Genomic DNA, 17,988 nt, shown 5'->3' with positions numbered 1-17,988 from the left:
TCATTGGGTATCCCTTTTGTTTTTATGATAAAGATTCCAAATGAACTTCACTTAAATTCGGATATATGTAATCTGGTTTATAGTGATCCGGCAGCTTTCTACCAAGCCTATTGATCCAGATTGCTTTGATGCCAAGGCGCTGGGCTCCCTCAATGTCACTTGTAAGAGAATCCCCTATATGAATCACTTCATCCGCTGTACATCCACTTCTGCGTAGTCCCTCTTCAAATAATTCACTTCTTGGCTTGTAAGATCTCACATCTTCACTCGTAATTACGTCTGTTACCGAAATCCCATGATAGTTCATGGCAGCCGTAATATCATCCCGATCAATATTAGATAGAATGTAAATAGGGGTTCCTACGAGCGATTCCAGAAAAGGAATCGTATCTTCGTATAATGGAGGCTGAATCCAGTTATTAAACTGAGTTTGAATGATATCTTCTGCTATACAAGATGAATTAAAGTTACGAACCGTATCTGCTAAAGACTGAATACCGATCTCCCTTTGCCTGAGAAACGAATCGCCATAACTTTCTCGCGATAGGTGAAAAAACGTAGTAGACCAGTGCTTTCCAATATGATTTACTTCTACATCATCCGAGCTGGAGCGTTTTACTTCATCATAAATAAGAGGCAGAATATCATCGTCTTCATGTACTAATGTGCCATAGAAATCGAGAAATACCGCTTTGAATTTCATCTATTAGCCCCCTGATCGGAAAATTATTTATCGCAAGGCAGAGAAAAATATTCTATAATTGGATAAAAAAGATGAGGTGAAGTTAATGAGGCTTGAGGATTATGCTCCAGTGATCGTTATTGCTGAGTTGTTTTTTCTGCTGGCTGCCTGTATCTGCTTTCCTTTTTGGCTGTATGCAAAGAAAGAAAAGAACGTGAAATTATTTCGTAATTTAATGATCTTATTTGTTGTTCTTCTACTTATCGGCGCTCCTTTGTACTACCAGGTGTACGATCAGATTATATCAATAGAGACAATCTCTGATTAAGCGACCTGTTCGAACTCCTCCGTATCGACTTTTCCTCCCAAGAACCCACCTGTCTTATATTTCATCGTTTTGTATTCCCATTATTCCATCTTCGTTTTCCCTCTCATTTTTGCTGAACTGCAATTAGATTCTTACCTATAACATTAGGAGAAATCGGATTCTTCTGAATTCCTGTTTCTCTTGCCCAAACAGACAGCTGTCCCATGTGGTGTATTTGGTGTGCTATGATATGACGCATTACTTCGCCCCAAGCATCACGGTCAACACTACCATCAGGCCTATGATCGTAAAATGCTCGGGACTCCATTGAATTGTCCCATGCAGCAACGAATGCTTCCACTTCAGGTTTGAATCGCTGATCAAGCTCTCTTACCTTCTGAAGCGAAGCATAATCATCAAAATTCTCCTGATCATCCGGTTTACCTTGCAGTCTTCGAATCCAGCTCCACTCTACATCTACGATATGAAAAAGCGTCTGTAAAATGCTTCCGACTCCTCCGGTTCGTGGTCGCAATAATTCCTCTTCCGGCAGATCCTTACACCACTCGTACCACTGTTCTCTTACAATCCAGTTATATCTGAAAAAAGTTTGCATTCCCTGCCCCTTTCAGATTTCTTTATTGTTTTCTGGCTTCCGTCTCTAAAGCTGTATGTACTCTTTACCAGTTCGTATACCGCGGCTCGGCAGAGGACAATTTATCAGCAACCATATTTCCTTCCTTATCAAAACCTCTTATGTTCCAACTTACGTCGGTGTAATCGTCCATGACAAACAGCGCATAACCATCCTTCACTTCCTCAACTAGATACTGATCTGGATGGGCTTCGATGTCCTTCATACTGAACTCATAGGGCTCATTCAAGTAACTTATCCTCTTGTGATTTCCAAGTGATACGGAGGTAATATTAGAGTCGCGATTTACTTTAACGCCGACAACATAGCTGTCATCTTCTTCTACATCATTTTCAAACCCTACCGCCTGAAAAGGCATGTCTCGATCAGGGGATTCTTTTACTGCATGACCACCAAATTCATAAAATAAACCTAATTTTTTTCTGAGTTTAACAGCTCCGAACGTATTATTCATGGTGTCTTCATAGATTGCGGCTTTACCATAGACTGTATCCTGAGAAATAATAATCTTATGATTCCCAGGAATCGCACCTGATGCAGTTAGGTGCCAGTTCTGTGTGAAGCTGCTCAAAACTTGTAATCCAAGTAAAACACAAATGATAATAGCGATTTTTTTCTTGTTCATATCCTTATGTACGCCCCCTGATGTCATGTTTCGTGAATATAGTAAAGCACGATTATACTATATCCTGTAATATTATACCTTCTGATCCTTTACCAACATGAAGCCTCCTCATAAAAAAGAACATGAATCGAATATCGGTTTCATGTTCTTTATGGTTCTTAAGATCGGATCACAAACGGATAGAATTCTGTTCAAGTTTTAGTATTTTATAATAATCTTCGACACTATCTTCTGCCCCATTCATGATTCTTCTGTAAACTCTGTTCAGTCCCTCTTTGTTGTATCAGAAACATGTTTTCTGTATATCTATCCCAAACTTTACAGTCCCAGTTGATCAAGAATTTTTTTCCATTGTCCTACTTTCGAGAAAATTATTAATTGCTACTGCTAGGCTCCTCTTTCTTCTCTGTGAGATAGTTCCTCCATAAATGAATGAGCTTTCTCTTTACATAATAGTAAGTCTTCCTTAGCTCATCTTTTAAAGCTCCCCATACCATGAGCATAAATCCAAGCCCCATACATCCTATTGCATAAAACATGGGAGTATTTCCTTCGGTTATTTCAAGTGCTGACCCGATTCTTCCTGGGGGAGTCGTAAAACTGCCTAAAGTAAGACCAAGTTCAAGTGCAGGAAGATAAATACCTAGATAAAGAATGATTCCACCAAGAAATAAAATACCTCCTGCTACAATCTTTTTCATTGTGATTCTCCTCCACTCATAGGTAAGATAGACCATAAGCTCACCCTTGAATCGTCCGTTTTTCTAACGCTTCCCAAGCTTTGAGAAGTTCTTTAGCTTCGTCCGCCGTTTTCTTAATAAAGTCACGAACCCTGTCTTCTGTAAAATAAACCAGCTCAATTCCCGGTTCATTCTTCGGATCCTTTAGCCACTCCAGCTTCATATCACGATACTTTTCTACTTCTTCCACACTCACAAAAGGGGCCACCTCAAACCCAGTAGCTGCCTCTAATTGAGTCAGGATGACATCGATCCAGTAGCTGCTCCGTAAAAGATCATACTCCAGCTGACTTACTTCTTCATTGTAAATCTTCCGAATCTCCACCGGGTCCTTCTGAACCTTGCGCTCAAAGTCAGCATAGAGTGTTGCCGTCCATCGTTCATCTGTAAAGATATGTATGAAATACCCTGCTATGTATGCTTTCCACGCCGGATCTTCACTTAGATCGATATACTCCAGGTATTTACTAGTAAGTAGCACGGGATCAGCTAGGCGATCGTTCCTGACAAAGTGAGACCGCATTTTCTCTTTCCGTGTTGCCCCTTCCCTTGCGTGAATTGCATCCGGTGCAATACTTCCCAGTAAAAAAGCAGGTGATACTTGACCTTCATACATTCTATTCGCTACTGCAAAATGGATCATTGGCCAAGGCATATCCTTAATTCCCCTCTCAAATAAGAAACTGTTACACCAAAGGTGCGGTCTTTGCTATATACCGCTCGAGTGCCATTTTTACCCCATCCAAATCTAAAACCAGCTTTCTATTTCATAGAATCTGTCCCCTTATTCCTTCTACAAATGGTGTCACTTCCAGTTCATTAAATTCTTCCTTATAGAACCACTTTGCTCCAAGAGAATCATGGCCATCTCCACTTACCTTCAAGATGTAATTCTCATTATTAATACTAACTTTGTAAATGATCCCGATATGATGCATTTCCTCTAGCTGATCTTTTCTAAACGGATGAATAAGAGTATAGGACGGAGCACTATGAATAACCGCATTTATCTCTTCAATCCCTGTCTCTTCTAGAAGCTCTCTCTTCAGCGTAAACAGAGGCTCTTCGCCAAACTCAATGGATCCACCAGGAAGATCCCATTTCCCCTTATGCGGACCTCTCGATTTTTGAACGAGCAAGATCCGATTATCTTTGACGAGAATGCCATATACGCCGAGGTGGGTATATTGATCCATCATTTACACCTTCTTCTCTAGGATTAAAAACGAGTCTGATCTCCACAGATTAACGGAGTTTAAGAAGAAAAATTTATAAACTCTGTATCAAAGTTCACAAATTGTTCACTTACTAAGAAATTTTTATGTCACTATACTAGAGCTTATCTGCAAAACGAAAGGAAGAAAAAAATTGCCTAGTAACAAAAAAGAAGGAATTATTTTTGGATTAATGATGTGTTTTGGAATGGTATGTGTCATGTTCTTTTACAACATGTATTTGAATGGTTTGTTAACCACATTACCTTTTTCTGGTATTTTATCACAATTTGCTTTAACATTTGTAATTGCTTTTTTAGTAGAGTCTTTTATTGTTGGACCTATTGCTCGAAAAGCCGCGTTTTCCTTGCCATTTGATAAATCCAAGTCGTTGTATGTCATTCTGGCTACATCTACTTGTATGGTTATAGGTATGGTGCTCTGCATGTCGGTATACGGTCTTATTACATCCATGATTATGAATGGCATCGAAGGTTCGATCCTCGCAAACTATGGACGGACGGTTCTCAAAAACGTCATTGTTGCCTACCCTGTTCAATTACTAGTGATTGGTCCTTTGGTAAGGTTCCTATTTGTGAAATTCGTTAAGGATGAGCCCGTAGTCAACTTAAGTACATCGAACAGCTCATTGTGAATATAGTTCTCTTTCTAGGATTGTAGATTGTAACTTTATTTCTACAGAAATAAACCCGATGAGTATGAGACTCATCGGGTTTATTTTATTTGCTTTATTTTCGTTCGTTGTACCAAGATTAGCGTCTTGGACGGTTAACTGCAGTATCATTTACAGTACCACGGTTAAGTCCATCACGTGCAGTCGTAGCATCAACATCTGCATTCACTGCCGGTTCACCCTCACGGGAAATACGAGCTTCTTCACGTTTTACCGTATCTTGAACTTGTTCCGTATTTTGAACAGTTTCTTTGTGAACTTCAACTTCGCCTGTTACTACGTTACGTTTATTAACTTCTACTTGCTCTTCACTTACGGGAATACGAATACTTTCATCTTTTCCGATAGGTTCGTTTGTTGTGTTGTCATGAACAGCTCTGCGTTCAATTACGACTTCTTCATGACTTACAGGAACATCAATGGTTTTCTGTTCTTCGACAACTTCTTTGTGAACTTCTACTTCGCCAACTTTAGCCTTATTTTTAGATACATCCAGTTGTTCTTCACGAAGACGCATTGTCTTTTCATCTTCACCTGAATCAAAGCGGCCATTGCCCACATTCTCAGGTGTAACTTGGCGGTCAGCTGTTCTACGATCAACATTTGCAGCTGCCGTATTCGGAGTAGATGTTACGGAAGAATTACGTACTCCTTGATTTTTATTAAAAAGGTGTGCATTTGTCGCATTATTATTACGGAAGATATCATGCACACTTGATTTAGTGTCTGCTTTGTCCTCAACGAGCACCAAAATTTGTCCTTCTTTTACGTTAGACTCATATTCTTTCGCTTCGTCTTCTGGAATACCCAGACCAATCAAACCGCCAACCAGTCCGCCGGCACCCGCTCCAACAGCAGTACCTGTCAGTGTTACTGCGATTGGACCTGCTACCATGATTGGACCAAATACAGGAATAGCCATGATTCCAAGTCCTGCTAATAGACCAGCGATACCGCCAACCAGTCCGCCTGCTGTTGCACCTGTTGCAACACCTTCAGGAGCTTTCGTTCCTGTCTCGTCACTAATTGCCTTCATATCTTTTCGATCTTTTGCAATTACTGAAATTTCGTCAGTGCTGTAACCTTTCGCTTTTAGCTGCTCAATAGCTCGGCTTGCTTCTTCTTCTGTTCTAAATGAACCTACGATTCTTTCATTTGCGTGTACCTTGTCCGTTTTCTTTACATCTTCCAAATGGTTTGTGTTTTTGTTTAACATAATAAATTCCTCCTTGAGATTCTCTCATTTTAGTTTTAGTGATTCGTATTTTTTAATTTTTGATTTCTTAGTGATGCTTGCTTGTTCTAGATTTAAACCCCTAAAAATAATTTAAAACATTTTACTTGACATTTATTAAATTACGTTTTGTATGATTTGATGATTTTCGCTCTTTTCCACTTCATACTAAAAGCAAACAAAAAGGTTGATTTCACAGAGAAACTCTCCGCAAAATCAACCTCTATTCAAATCTATTTATATATCCATTCTTTTTCTAATCATTCTAATCTGGCCTCTATGATTGATCTCATCTTCAAATACATGAAACCACATAAAATAATAATTGGCTTGTTGCTGAGCCCAAAACTCTTCTTCTGTATAGAGCCATTCATCTGTTACTGTTTTAAATAATTCATAAGTTCGTTGCCTTACTGCTTGTAGCTGATCGGTATAATAGCTTAGTTCATTCCCTTTAATCTTATTACGCCCTTCTTCACCAAGGCTCAAAGCTGGACCCCAGATCGCGGTTTCTTCCTCATTCAATCCTCTTTTCTCAAATGTCCCCACCTGGTAAGCATATTCCACTGCTGCAAAATGTGATAAGAGCGCACCTATCGAGTTACTTTTGGAGTCCACTAAAAAATCTAATTGTTGTACAGATAAATCTTTTACTTCTTCCAAAGTGGTAAATCTCGCATAGTTCATCATCGATAATAAACGGCTGATTTGAGGGGAGTACCCAGGAATATCGGTAATAAGAAAGATCTGCTTCATGTCTATCATGTTAATGACCTCCATGTATTTAGGTGATGTCATACCAGAAAATTTGATAGTCGAATGAAAGTGACATTCCCATCTTTTTCGCAAGGCGCACCGAACCCATATTCTCTGGCATACAATCCCAATATGGCTTTACTCCCTTACGTTTGCACTCTTCTATGAATGCGTAAGCAACTGCTGTGCCAACATGTTGATTCCTATATTCTGCTAGTGTCTCTATATCTACCGAATGGGTGTCGCCATCTACAAAAGCAGAAAAACATACACTTATCACATTATGATTAAGTTCTGCCATATATCCAAAACCGTGTTGTAAGAAGTCCTCTTTCGATTCCCAGAACCTAGCTATCTTCTGTTCCAGGAATGGTTTATTTTCAAATCCTCTAGATTCAAGTAAATCTCTATCTATTCTATGAATCATCGTATTCTGCACATAATTACTACTTTGTTTTTCATCGTTTTCAGTCATTTCAAACACATATTGATTATCATTTAATAGGCTTCGTTTTCTAAATATCATTTGCAGTGTTTCTGCCCAACGATCATTTTCCACACTTATTTCCACGGCATCAATATTCAGCTTTTTGAGTCTAGGTTCAATTTCATTGATCATGTAAGTTTCTAAATACGTCAAGAAAGATTCACTCTGAGGGTCTCCAACCATATGAAATCCGGACTGACCTTGGATCCAAATCATAGCGGCGGTAACATCCGTCCCATGATCTACGTAAACCGAACCGGGATTCATCCCGTTCACCACTGCCCTAACTTCAATATTTCTACACTGATCCGTGATAGGTTGTACCTTGTAAAACTCTTGTTTATCTAGTTTCGTTATCATATGAGCACCAGCCATTCTAATGAGTACTTTGTTTAAGTAACTTATTTAAGTTTTCAGAAAAGCTGTCCCAATCGCCACTATAACCGATGTTCATTCCCCAGCCTGCTTTGAGGAGATTGCTTGCTAGTACTTCTAGTTTTTTTCTATCTGCAGAACTTAGAACTGTGTTAGGAACACCTGTATAATCGGGATATTTTGATACATAGTTATAAAGAATAGAAAGCTCTCTTTCTTGTTCTTTTGTTAATCTTCCTAAGGTTTGACCTATTTTCATGAACGAATTTAATTCTTCTTTGATATCTTCCATTTTCTCTAAAACAACGTTATCATCTTGCCAATTTTGATCCATTTGATAACGAATTGCGCTCTCTAGTTCCAACAAATCTGTTTGAACTTGAAAAGTATGGCTTGAAATTGCATCGTCGATTCTATTATTATTCGTTATCAACATCATGATTAGTATCATGTTCAACAACAAAGATATCATCACGATGAATGTAATGTATTTAACTTTTTGTGTATTGATTTGATTACTCCTCCCTAGATCGTAGAAGTTCCAGGAGATGTCCAGTAACTTATATTGTTTCTCTTTATATTGGTTCTCGTTATCTTATTCAATCAAATATCACTTCACTATTCGCTTGTAAGCCTTTATCAAACATGAGTTGGACCTGTCCGTATGTATTTCTCTCCTCCGAAAGCTGTGGTAGATTGGACCGATCAAAGAATTTCACTTCACTTGTTTCCATTCCTTCCATCGCACTACCGCCCATGATTTCGCATAATATAAATATTTTGTACACATGGTAAGGAGAAGGTGCATGGTAATGCTTATTTTTATCCAATACAGCAAGTAACCGCCGAGGTACGACATCAAATCCCGATTCTTCTTTTACTTCTTTCACTACAATTTCGCGTGGAGATAACCCGATATCTGCCCATCCCCCAGGAAGTGCCCACGCACCATCCGCCTTTTCTTTAACGAGGAGTATTTTATCGTCCTGAAAAATAACACCCCTGACATCTACCTTTGGAGTGGCATACCCGGTTTCATTAGCGAACAAATCGGTAATCTGATCTGAATCGACTTTCGTATATGTGTTTACTATTTCTACACTTAAGCTTCTCAGCTGCTCGTATCTCTCAATATCATAAATATCTTTACCATATGCGAGACCAATCTGACTGATTGCCTGGATCTGTTTTGCCCATGTAAGCCATTTTACTTCTTCCATTCATTTACACTCCCTGCGTTATCGATTTCTTCTAACATATAAGTAGCAAACTCAAGCAAGATCTCGTCATCCTGCTTAATCGTATCAACTTTACCTTGATATGCAGCAAGACAGTCATGTATGACATCTGCATATTTCATGGGTACAACCTCGGCGGCCCACTCTCCGCCTTCCTTTTTGGAAGATACAATCTCTTCTTTGAGAAAGAATAGTGCTCTGCATAAATTCAAGACATAGTACACCGGATTTTCGGTAATCCCTTCGGTCACATCCTTTACATCGGATTGAATCGATGCTATAAAATACGACTTATCAATCGCTGTAAAAACATCTCTAATGGATTTTCCATAGAGTACGATCCCCCGATGAAAGATAACTACGAAATGAGCTGCTAAATCCGTATCCTCATAGCCGCCGCATAGATAATCCGGATCTGATTTATATTTTTCCTTATGTGCTAATGAATAATGAAATTCAAACGGAGTAGGATATACGAATTCATCTGTATATTTTTTGAGCACTACACTTAACTCTATGCCTTTTGTCAGATGCAGCTCTTCCTCAAACCGAATAAGTCCGGCTGCTATTCTCTTATATGTATCTCTGGATTGTTTCGACTTAACGACCACTAAGATGTCTATATCGCTATGTTCTGGGTGGAAACATCCCATTGCCATTGAACCATGCAAGTATATGCCAGTAAGAGCATCTTGCAATTCTTTCTGAAAAAGATGAACAACGCCGTCTAAATTAATGGGTCTATGCATTTCATTCTCCTTTGTAAGGGGTTATCTCCTGCTACACTTCAGCGTAAGTAACGATCTTTCCAGGCTCTATCTTCTGATCAATCCTATGTAACAAGTGCTCTCCAAGATCCCTGGTTGATATCAATTGTCCCGTTTCGTGAGCTGCATTAAAAAACGGAGCCATCCCAAAATCAGTCTCATTTTTCCCTCTAGCCACCCTTTGTAGTTCGGTGTCGACCATACCTGGATCAACCGCTATAATTTCAATAGGATTTTCTCGTTTATTTTGCTCTGCTCCCACACACCTGGTAAACATGTTTAGTCCTGCTTTTGCTGTACAGTACACACTCATATCGGGTGCTGGATATGTCCCTGAACCTGAAGATATATTGATAATTTTTCTTCTCAACTGTAGACTTTCGGTTTGCTGAATAAAACAAGAAGTCAAAACCATAGGAGCAATTAAACTAATTTGCAGATTTTTATTTATTTCTTCCTGCGTGCATTTTTCAATTGATTTGAGTGGTTCAAGCATAGCCGCATTGTTAATCAGGCATAACATGTCTGTATCGTTCGTATTAATTGACTTCAGAATTCCATCTAGCATATGCTGAGCACCCATTGTATTACTTAAGTCGAACTTAAGATGCGAGTAATTCTTATACTTACATAAGACATCTGAACTTCCTCTAGATATACCATGAACATGACTGCCTCTTTCAAGCAGCATCATAGCCAGTTGCTCGCCGATCCCTCTTGATGTACCCGTAATAATAAAGTGCTTCTCAGCCATAGAACTTGCCCCCTATTTTTCATACAGTACTATTCTCTTGAATATCCTCAGTTTGACTTCTTCCAGGTGTTATTTACCATAATTATACATATTGTGCGCGAGTAGCGATAGGTTTAAGTCATTTTCTCCCGTGAACTGATAAGGAGACTCCAAAATAACTCAAAAAAGAGCAGCTACATTCAGCATGTAACTGCTCTACTTTTATGCTTCTGGAAAAAGATCGGGTACCGATAGATAACGCTCGCCTGTATCTGGGAGTAGTACGACAATTTTTTTGTTTTTATTTTCTGGTCTATTTGCGACTTGTAGTGCGGCGAACGTCGCTGCTCCAGATGAAATACCTATTAGCAACCCTTCGCTTCTCGCTAACTGTCGTGTTGTTTCATAAGCATCTTCGTTTTTCACTTGAATAATCTCATCAACGACCGAATGATGAAAATTACCGGGCACAAATCCAGCACCGATCCCTTGAATTTTGTGTAATCCCTTATTCCCACCGGAGAGAACTGGCGAATCAAATGGCTCAACGGCAATAATCTGCACCTCAGGTTTTCTACCCTTTAGCACCTCGCCTACCCCAGAAATGGTTCCGCCTGTTCCCACACCACTAATAAAAATATCCACTTCCCCATCCGTATCTCTCCAAATTTCTTCTGCTGTTGTCTTTCGGTGGATCTCAGGATTAGCAGGATTCTTAAATTGCTGCGGAATATATGAATTAGGAATGGTATCGGCAATTTCTTCGGCCTTTTTGATTGCTCCAGCCATTCCTTCTTAAGCAGGAGTGAGAACTAATTCTGCACCCAAGGCAGATAACAATTTTCTGCGTTCCATACTGAAACTTTCGGGAAGCGTAATCACTAACTTATATCCTAATGCTGCAGCTGCAAAAGCAAGCCCCACTCCCGTATTTCCACTAGTCGGTTCTATAATCACGGTATCTTTGTTAATATCGCCCTTCTCTTCTGCATCTCGAATCATCGCAAGTCCAATTCGGTCTTTCACACTGCCTGCAGGGTTAAAGTATTCTAATTTAGCAATAAGGTTCGTCTCTAGATGATGATTCAAAGAAAAGTTAGCAAGTTCTAATAACGGTGTATTACCAATTAAATCAGTAAGATTCTTTGCTATTTTTGCCACTGAGGTTCCTCCGTTCAATTTCAGTTAGTGATTAATCCCATAAAAAAATCTATGCTTATGATTCTTTATTAACAGTTTCCTTGATCTCTCTTATGTCTTTTATTAATAAATCAAGTCTCGCATTTAATCCTTCGTCTCTTTCCATTTTTCTTTTTAATCTTACTTCCATAGTGACAACACTCGTTGTAATAATAAATAGTAATAGTACAATAAGGATCGTTCCTATCATGCTACCTTCACTTCTTTCCGATTCAAACTTGTTGTAGTTTACTTATAAAAATAAGTCATATGCTCTTCATCGTATACCTCGCCCATATACTCCAAAGCATTCTTTTCAACACCATAGGATTCGAACCCTAATTTCTTATAGAGTTCTACTGCGGATCTATTTACCGTTATCACACTGAGATTGATTTGCTTCAACTCTTCTAAATCTTTTCCCCGGTTCAATACTTCTACCATGAGGCTCTTGCCGATCCCTTTTCCTCGATATTCGGGTGATACATAAACTCCCCATACCATTCCTTTATGTTTAAACTTCATTCCTTGTCCTTTTCTGAAACCTGCGATACCTACAATTTGATTGTCTTCTTTAAAAGCTCCTAGAATATACTCGTCATGTTCATTTTTGATCTTTTTCACTACTTCGCTGATTGGCGTCCCAACAGAATCTTCGTAAGAAGTTCCGAATGCCTCAGGGCTTACTCTTAATGATTCTAGTCTTATTTTCCAAAAGTGTTCTGCTTGTTCTTCTGTTATATTCTTGATGCAAATCTCTTGTTTGATCAGTTTTTTAGTTAAATAAAGGGTAAGATCATCATCGATTGTGGCAACCTCTCCATATTCAAGATACCTCTGACCATTATGTATTCCTCTGCCATCGGGGATATACCCCCGTCTTGCATATAGAATTTGAGCATTTCCGTAATCCGTAAATAACCCTACCCCAATTCCGGAAAAATCAGATCGTTCTTTAATGATCTCCTCTGCTCTATCCATCAATTTAGAGCCAATGCCTAATCGGCGATACTTCATTAATACATTAAAATCATTAATTTCAGGAATCCCTTTTTCTCGAAAAGAAGGATAATACGAATCCCATAACACATTGACATATCCGGCAAAATCACCATCCACTTCAGCAACAATCGATACACGTTCACCACGTTTCTGTTCGTCCAAATATCTAACATATAAATCTGCAGGCTTTTCCCAGCCTTGTTGTTTAAAAGCATTCGAAATGATCATAGGATCATTTTCATTAAGCTCTCGCAAACAGATATTCATACTCTCTTCCTCCATGCATCAATGTTTACAATGAACTCAGCGGTTTATTAAATATATATAAAATTGAAACTAAGAGGTGTCGTATCATGGCTAAATCAAGCGCAAATAAAGTATCTTCTAAGAAATTGTCTAAGAAAGCATCGCATGTTTTGCAAAGTAACTCTGCTAGTAAAACCTCAAAATCTTTAGCAGGGTCTGTACTCGCTCAATCAGGATCCGACAGTAAATGATTTTCTATCCTCCAATATAGTTTGGAGGTTTTTTACTGTGGATAATTTTGCTCAATTTTTCACAACTCTGAGTAATGGATAAATAAATTTTTAACTGATTAGTTGTTTATTGCTATGGAAGTTAAATCAAAAAAGTTTTCATATGCCGTCAAGTATACATCTGCTCCAGGAGTGCTGTTCTGAAATAGACAAGTCTTTATTCCAATGGACTTCGCCGGGACAATATCAATCTCACGATCCCCAATCACTAGATCAATCTTATATTTATGATGTAAATAAATATAAGATGCAGGATCAGGTTTTCTCGGAAATCCATCATCTATAGCAACAATTTCGGTAAAATAATCTTCAAAGTCATAATATTTCAAAATATGTTCCACATCTTTACGAGGTTTATGTGTCATGATGACATTTAGATCGGCAAACTTTAATATATCCTCAACGAACGGAAAGGGAGTCGTATCTGCTGGGTGTACTGCTTTCTCCATGGCAAACAGTCTTTTTACCTGTTCTTCTGATAAATCGTAATACTGAACAGCATGGGTAAATGAAATTTTCAGGTGATTATATATATCTTGCTTAGATACTGTATGGCTGAGAATCTCATAAAGAATTTCAGTATAAGCTGGGTATGTATTAAACAAGGTACCATCAAAATCCCACAGGATATTCATAGTATGAACTCCTTTCTTCACTGTAATTGAAAGCTTTAATATTCAGCTGATTAGTCATATATCGTAAAAGATGACATATCAAAAAAGTGATTTAATACCCCAACTGCTTTTATGTCATACTCCTTATTTGATTGAGAAAAAGTTTCTCTTACCTGCAAATATATCCTCGCATTTTTAATTTCTCTTGTATCACGATTAATCGCTCTATCTCCCATCTTGCATCCCGATTCCAAACCACTATGATCACAGATAATGCCTTGTTTACTTGAAAGCCATTCATTGTAATCCACTTCATCTGGAGCAGTTATAATGAAGAGGCTAATTATGAATCCAACGAATCCTAGAATCCAATTGAACTTACGATTCACACGATTCATTCTCTTCCTCCCTTCATACAGTTTCAGCGATAACCTCTATACTTCTTGACTCATCTGTAAAAACCCTCTATCTAATCATTAAAATGCAATTTTGTCATTCCATCTACATTAAACAGTAATATAAAAAACCGCCTTCCTATGGAAGACGGTCTCATTGTTAACAAGCTGATAACAGCTTTACTATTATTTTATTAGACAATCCCGTGAGCGAGCATAGCGTCTGCTACTTTAAGGAAACCTGCGATATTTGCCCCAGCAACCAGATTACCTGAACAACCGTATTGATCAGCTGCTTCAACGCTGCTGCTATAAATGTTACGCATGATCTCTTGCAGTCTGGTATCCACTTCTTCAAATGACCAGGACAACCGCATGCTGTTCTGTGACATTTCAAGTGCTGATACGGCTACACCGCCTGCATTAGCTGCTTTTGCCGGTCCAAACAAAACACCATGCTCATGGAAAATATCAATCGCAGCCAGCGTAGAAGGCATGTTAGCTCCTTCACCGATTGCTTTCACTCCATTTTTAACTAGCAAAATAGCAGAATGTTCATCAATCTCATTTTGAGTTGCACAAGGAAGTGCGATGTCACAAGGGATAGACCAGATTCCTTCACAGCCCTCTGTATAAGTGGCATGAGGATGCTCTTTTACATACTCGCTGATTCGTAGACGTTCTACTTCTTTTAGATATTTCACTGTCTCTAGATTAATACCTTCTGGATCGTATATATATCCGCCGGAGTCACTGCAAGCAACAACCTTCGCACCAAGTTCTTGAGCTTTTTGAATGGCATAGATCGATACATTACCGGAACCGGATACAACAACCGTGCTGTCTTCGAAGCTAAGATCTTTCGATTTCAACATCTCGTCAACAAAGTACACACATCCAAATCCAGTTGCTTCCTTACGTGCAAGACTACCGCCGTACTGTAGTCCTTTACCCGTCAAGACACCGGATTCATGACTACTTGTAAGTCGTTTATATTGTCCGAACATATAACCAATTTCTCTTGCGCCTACGCCGATGTCCCCCGCTGGAACGTCCGCATCTGAACCAATGTACTTATATAGTTCAGTCATAAAGCTTTGAGTAAAGCGCATAACTTCCATATCCGATTTTCCTTTTGGATCAAAATCAGAACCGCCTTTACCGCCGCCGATCGGCAGACCCGTCAATGCATTTTTAAAGATTTGTTCGAAGCCTAGGAACTTAACAATTCCTGCGTACACGGAAGGATGGAACCGCAGTCCACCTTTATAAGGACCGATTGCACTGTTAAACTGTACACGGAATCCGCGGTTTACCTGTACCTTACCTTGATCGTCAACCCAAGGTACTTTGAAAGTAATAACACGTTCAGGTTCAACCAGCTGTTCAAGCAAGCTGTTTTCCCGGTACTTCGGATGAGCAGCGATAACGGGAATAAGAGAATCGAGAATTTCTTTTACCGCTTGATGGAATTCAAACTCCTGTGGATTTCTTGCAACAACCGACTCATAAACGGAATGAACATACTCTGTAGCAATAAGCATGTTTTGTTCAGTATTTTCTCTCGTTATCATGGACACTTTTTCGATGCACTCCTTTGTTGTATTAAAGTCTGTAGGCTTCTCTTTGTCAAAACGCATAAAAGTTTGTAGTTAAATATACAGGATAACAAAATAAAATACGAGATAAAAATCCATAAAATGTTTTTTATAACGCTATTAAAATGTTCTATAGTGCTAATAATGTTATGCTATTACCCTGAATTACTGCTCATTTACTGCTTTTCATACAGATGAGCGCTCCATCCATCTCCATTTATTGTTCTTATATAGTTAAATCCATAATCTTGATAATACACATTAAGTCTGCTGTTGTCTGCCATACAATCCAACCTTACAAAAGTCTTACCCCGGCTTTTAATCTGCTGTTCCGCTTTTTCTAAGAGAATATTTCCGATTCCCATTCCCTTATAATCTCTATTCACTGCAAATCGGTGGATATAACCTGAATGTAGATTATCGAGCTCTTTCCATATAAAAGGGTCTGTCCAAGTAATAATATAAGTCCCCACTACCTCCGAATTCAGCTCAGCAATGTAAACGTCAGAACCATTTGTTAGAAATTCTATAACCTGATCCACATTAAAAAACTCCGGACGCCATTGGTATATTCCTTTAGAATTAAGCCACTTAGCCGAATTTTGCCACAGGTTTAAAATGATGGGCGCTTCTGATAATGAAGCTGACCGAATAACAAGTGATGAATTTGATATTTTTGATGTCTCTGATGTTTCAGATGTCTCTGACGTTTCCACTGCTTCTCCCCCTCATCACAAATCAGGATTCTATTTCAATTCTATTGGAGAGTTTCTTTGTTAAGCGTTCGCTTGCGTATACAGCAGCACCAATCATGCCTGCTTTTCCGCCTAACTGAGCTTCCTGAATCTTACATGCCTCGTTGGATAACTTTAAAGCATGCTTAGCAGTTGTCTCCCGAACCACATCTAGCAATCGATCTCCTGCAGCAGACATGCCCCCGCCGACAATGATCATCTCTGGATTATATAGATTAATGACATTGGAAAGGCCAAACCCTAAGATTCTGCCCGTTTCATGCATCACTTCCATTGCTACTTGATCTCCTAAATCATACGCATCAGAAATCATTTTAGCCGTAATTTGGCTTTGATCTTGTTGGACCCATTCTTGAATGATACTTTTATGACCATCATTTAGCCGTTCAATAAAAGTGTTGACCATCCCGACAGCCGAAACATATCTACCCAAGCAGCCTGAACTGCCACACTTGCAAGGGCGACCTTCTCTGTACATATTCATATGGCCTATTTCCCCAGCACTCGAGGTCTTTCCATACAACACATTGCCAGCACTGACGATTCCTGATCCCAGTCCTGTTCCTAAGGTAATTAGCACAACATTATCGAAACCAATACCTGATCCAAATCGCCATTCACCGTAGAGATTTACACGAACATCATTGTCAATAAAAGTGGGAATTCCAAAGGTATTCTCCATCTCATTTACAACATGGATATTTTCCCAACCAGGAAAATTAGGGGAGAAAATCGAGAGCCCTTCATCTGGATTCAAGAGACCAGGGATGCCCATTCCCATACATCTTATGTCAGATTGCGACAAATTAGAGGTTTGCAACATTTCAATTATGGTTTCTTTCATTCTATTTAGTACATGGGTTGGACCTTTGATTGCTTCCGTTTGAACGTTTTTTTCAACTACCATTTTAAATTCTTTATTAAAAATAGCTGCCTTGATGTTCGTACCACCAAGGTCGATTCCGATCGTATACTGACTCATGTGTTAGCTCCAATCCCTTAAATTCATAGGTGTAATAGCGCTTTCTAAAACTTCATAGGTTGTCTATTCTTCCACTTCAAATATAGAATCCACGATGATGGGAAGATTATCTCTTACCGATACAGCCCCTAATACGGATCTCGCGTGAACTCCTTTTTCTCCAAAGACCTCATACATGAGATCGGATGTCCCATTCAACACCTTATGGTGCTCTTCAAAGCCAGGTTCTGCATTCACAAAACCTTGAATCTTCACAACACGCTTCACTTTGTCTAAACTACCTAGCGCATCTTTGGATCGTCTACACTTAGTTGGACAGAAAAATTAAGGGCTAGTAGAATGAAGAGAATACGATTAGGAGCGGATCTACTATGCCAAAGCAAAGACGCACATTCACAGCAGATTTCAAAAGACAAATGG

General features: G+C 39.0%; 22 protein-coding genes and 2 pseudogenes. 3 read left to right on the top strand and 21 right to left on the bottom strand.

Going from position 1 to position 17,988, the window contains the following annotated elements; translation table 11 throughout:
• Nucleotides 1-22: 22 nt before the first annotated feature.
• Nucleotides 23-703, bottom strand: a complete 681-nt coding sequence (locus tag KJS58_RS07265; protein WP_213531861.1) for an HAD family hydrolase — start codon at nt 701-703, stop codon at nt 23-25.
• Between the two features lie 58 nt (nt 704-761).
• On the opposite strand from KJS58_RS07265, the gene KJS58_RS07260 reads away from it, so the two are divergent.
• Nucleotides 762-1,010, top strand: coding sequence for a hypothetical protein (locus KJS58_RS07260; protein WP_213531859.1), 249 nt, complete (start codon nt 762-764; stop codon nt 1,008-1,010).
• Between the two features lie 103 nt (nt 1,011-1,113).
• Here KJS58_RS07260 and KJS58_RS07255 read toward each other — a convergent pair whose 3' ends face one another.
• The 5 genes from KJS58_RS07255 to KJS58_RS07235 form a co-directional block, all read right to left on the bottom strand.
• Nucleotides 1,114-1,605, bottom strand: a complete 492-nt coding sequence (locus KJS58_RS07255; protein WP_213531857.1) for a DinB family protein — start codon at nt 1,603-1,605, stop codon at nt 1,114-1,116.
• A 64-nt stretch (nt 1,606-1,669) separates the two neighbouring features.
• On the bottom strand, nt 1,670-2,269 hold the full coding sequence (locus KJS58_RS07250; RefSeq protein WP_213531855.1) for a hypothetical protein: 600 nt from the start codon (nt 2,267-2,269) through the stop codon (nt 1,670-1,672).
• Nucleotides 2,270-2,643: 374 nt separating this feature from the next.
• Nucleotides 2,644-2,970: a hypothetical protein gene (locus KJS58_RS07245; RefSeq protein WP_213531853.1), complete on the bottom strand. Its 327-nt coding sequence runs from the start codon at nt 2,968-2,970 to the stop codon at nt 2,644-2,646.
• A 40-nt stretch (nt 2,971-3,010) separates the two neighbouring features.
• Nucleotides 3,011-3,664: a zinc dependent phospholipase C family protein gene (locus tag KJS58_RS07240; RefSeq protein WP_213531851.1), complete on the bottom strand. Its 654-nt coding sequence runs from the start codon at nt 3,662-3,664 to the stop codon at nt 3,011-3,013.
• Nucleotides 3,665-3,776: 112 nt separating this feature from the next.
• Nucleotides 3,777-4,205, bottom strand: a complete 429-nt coding sequence (locus tag KJS58_RS07235) for an NUDIX domain-containing protein (protein ID WP_213531849.1) — start codon at nt 4,203-4,205, stop codon at nt 3,777-3,779.
• 172 nt (nt 4,206-4,377) lie between these two features.
• Between KJS58_RS07235 and KJS58_RS07230 the strand changes: the two genes are divergently transcribed.
• A complete protein-coding gene (locus KJS58_RS07230; RefSeq protein ID WP_213531847.1) occupies nt 4,378-4,878 on the top strand; it encodes a DUF2798 domain-containing protein in 501 nt (166 codons plus the stop codon).
• A gap of 118 nt (nt 4,879-4,996) precedes the next feature.
• Here the strand turns inward: KJS58_RS07230 and KJS58_RS07225 are convergent, their stop codons facing one another.
• The 9 genes and pseudogenes from KJS58_RS07225 to KJS58_RS25415 form a co-directional block, all read right to left on the bottom strand.
• Nucleotides 4,997-6,133, bottom strand: coding sequence for a YsnF/AvaK domain-containing protein (locus tag KJS58_RS07225; protein ID WP_213531845.1), 1,137 nt, complete (start codon nt 6,131-6,133; stop codon nt 4,997-4,999).
• Nucleotides 6,134-6,388: 255 nt separating this feature from the next.
• Nucleotides 6,389-6,907: a DinB family protein gene (locus tag KJS58_RS07220; protein WP_374705795.1), complete on the bottom strand. Its 519-nt coding sequence runs from the start codon at nt 6,905-6,907 to the stop codon at nt 6,389-6,391.
• A gap of 28 nt (nt 6,908-6,935) precedes the next feature.
• Complete coding sequence (locus KJS58_RS07215; RefSeq protein WP_213531841.1) at nt 6,936-7,754, bottom strand: GNAT family N-acetyltransferase; 819 nt, start codon at nt 7,752-7,754, stop codon at nt 6,936-6,938.
• 16 nt (nt 7,755-7,770) lie between these two features.
• Nucleotides 7,771-8,208: a hypothetical protein gene (locus tag KJS58_RS07210; RefSeq protein WP_213531839.1), complete on the bottom strand. Its 438-nt coding sequence runs from the start codon at nt 8,206-8,208 to the stop codon at nt 7,771-7,773.
• Between the two features lie 160 nt (nt 8,209-8,368).
• Complete coding sequence (locus tag KJS58_RS07205; RefSeq protein WP_213531837.1) at nt 8,369-8,989, bottom strand: NUDIX hydrolase; 621 nt, start codon at nt 8,987-8,989, stop codon at nt 8,369-8,371.
• Nucleotides 8,977-9,756: an aminoglycoside adenylyltransferase domain-containing protein gene (locus KJS58_RS07200; RefSeq protein WP_213531836.1), complete on the bottom strand. Its 780-nt coding sequence runs from the start codon at nt 9,754-9,756 to the stop codon at nt 8,977-8,979. The genes KJS58_RS07205 and KJS58_RS07200 overlap by 13 nt, the downstream gene beginning before the upstream one ends.
• A 31-nt stretch (nt 9,757-9,787) precedes the next feature.
• Entirely contained in the window at nt 9,788-10,528 is a 741-nt protein-coding gene (locus tag KJS58_RS07195; RefSeq protein WP_213531834.1) for an SDR family NAD(P)-dependent oxidoreductase, read from the bottom strand.
• Nucleotides 10,529-10,729: 201 nt separating this feature from the next.
• A pseudogene (gene cysK, locus KJS58_RS07190) lies at nt 10,730-11,668 on the bottom strand (cysteine synthase A).
• Between the two features lie 267 nt (nt 11,669-11,935).
• A complete protein-coding gene (locus tag KJS58_RS25415; protein ID WP_249717012.1) occupies nt 11,936-12,955 on the bottom strand; it encodes a GNAT family N-acetyltransferase in 1,020 nt (339 codons plus the stop codon).
• An 86-nt stretch (nt 12,956-13,041) separates the two neighbouring features.
• Here KJS58_RS25415 and KJS58_RS07175 point away from each other — a divergent pair, with 86 nt between their 5' ends.
• A complete protein-coding gene (locus KJS58_RS07175; RefSeq protein ID WP_201450690.1) occupies nt 13,042-13,185 on the top strand; it encodes a hypothetical protein in 144 nt (47 codons plus the stop codon).
• A gap of 98 nt (nt 13,186-13,283) precedes the next feature.
• Here KJS58_RS07175 and KJS58_RS07170 read toward each other — a convergent pair whose 3' ends face one another.
• From KJS58_RS07170 to KJS58_RS07145, 6 genes and pseudogenes are all read right to left on the bottom strand, one after another.
• Nucleotides 13,284-13,859, bottom strand: a complete 576-nt coding sequence (locus tag KJS58_RS07170; RefSeq protein WP_213531831.1) for an HAD-IA family hydrolase — start codon at nt 13,857-13,859, stop codon at nt 13,284-13,286.
• A gap of 50 nt (nt 13,860-13,909) precedes the next feature.
• Entirely contained in the window at nt 13,910-14,236 is a 327-nt protein-coding gene (locus tag KJS58_RS07165; RefSeq protein WP_213531830.1) for a hypothetical protein, read from the bottom strand.
• Nucleotides 14,237-14,427: 191 nt separating this feature from the next.
• Nucleotides 14,428-15,807: an NADP-specific glutamate dehydrogenase gene (gene gdhA, locus KJS58_RS07160; RefSeq protein WP_213532226.1), complete on the bottom strand. Its 1,380-nt coding sequence runs from the start codon at nt 15,805-15,807 to the stop codon at nt 14,428-14,430.
• Nucleotides 15,808-16,007: 200 nt separating this feature from the next.
• Nucleotides 16,008-16,547: a GNAT family N-acetyltransferase gene (locus tag KJS58_RS07155; protein WP_249717003.1), complete on the bottom strand. Its 540-nt coding sequence runs from the start codon at nt 16,545-16,547 to the stop codon at nt 16,008-16,010.
• A 22-nt stretch (nt 16,548-16,569) separates the two neighbouring features.
• Nucleotides 16,570-17,568 carry an ROK family protein gene (locus KJS58_RS07150; RefSeq protein ID WP_213531828.1) on the bottom strand — a complete coding sequence of 333 codons (999 nt, stop codon included), beginning with the start codon at nt 17,566-17,568 and terminating at the stop codon, nt 16,570-16,572.
• Between the two features lie 63 nt (nt 17,569-17,631).
• Nucleotides 17,632-17,862 (bottom strand): annotated as a pseudogene (locus KJS58_RS07145) (RidA family protein); the annotation flags it as partial.
• Nucleotides 17,863-17,988 lie beyond the last annotated feature (126 nt).

Source organism: Paenibacillus sp. J45TS6, assembly GCF_018403285.1.
In the GTDB taxonomy this organism is placed as follows: Bacteria; Bacillota; Bacilli; order Paenibacillales; family Paenibacillaceae; genus Paenibacillus.
The sequence above is the reverse complement of the archived record's forward strand: the minus strand, read 5'-3'. Positions and strand labels throughout refer to the sequence as shown.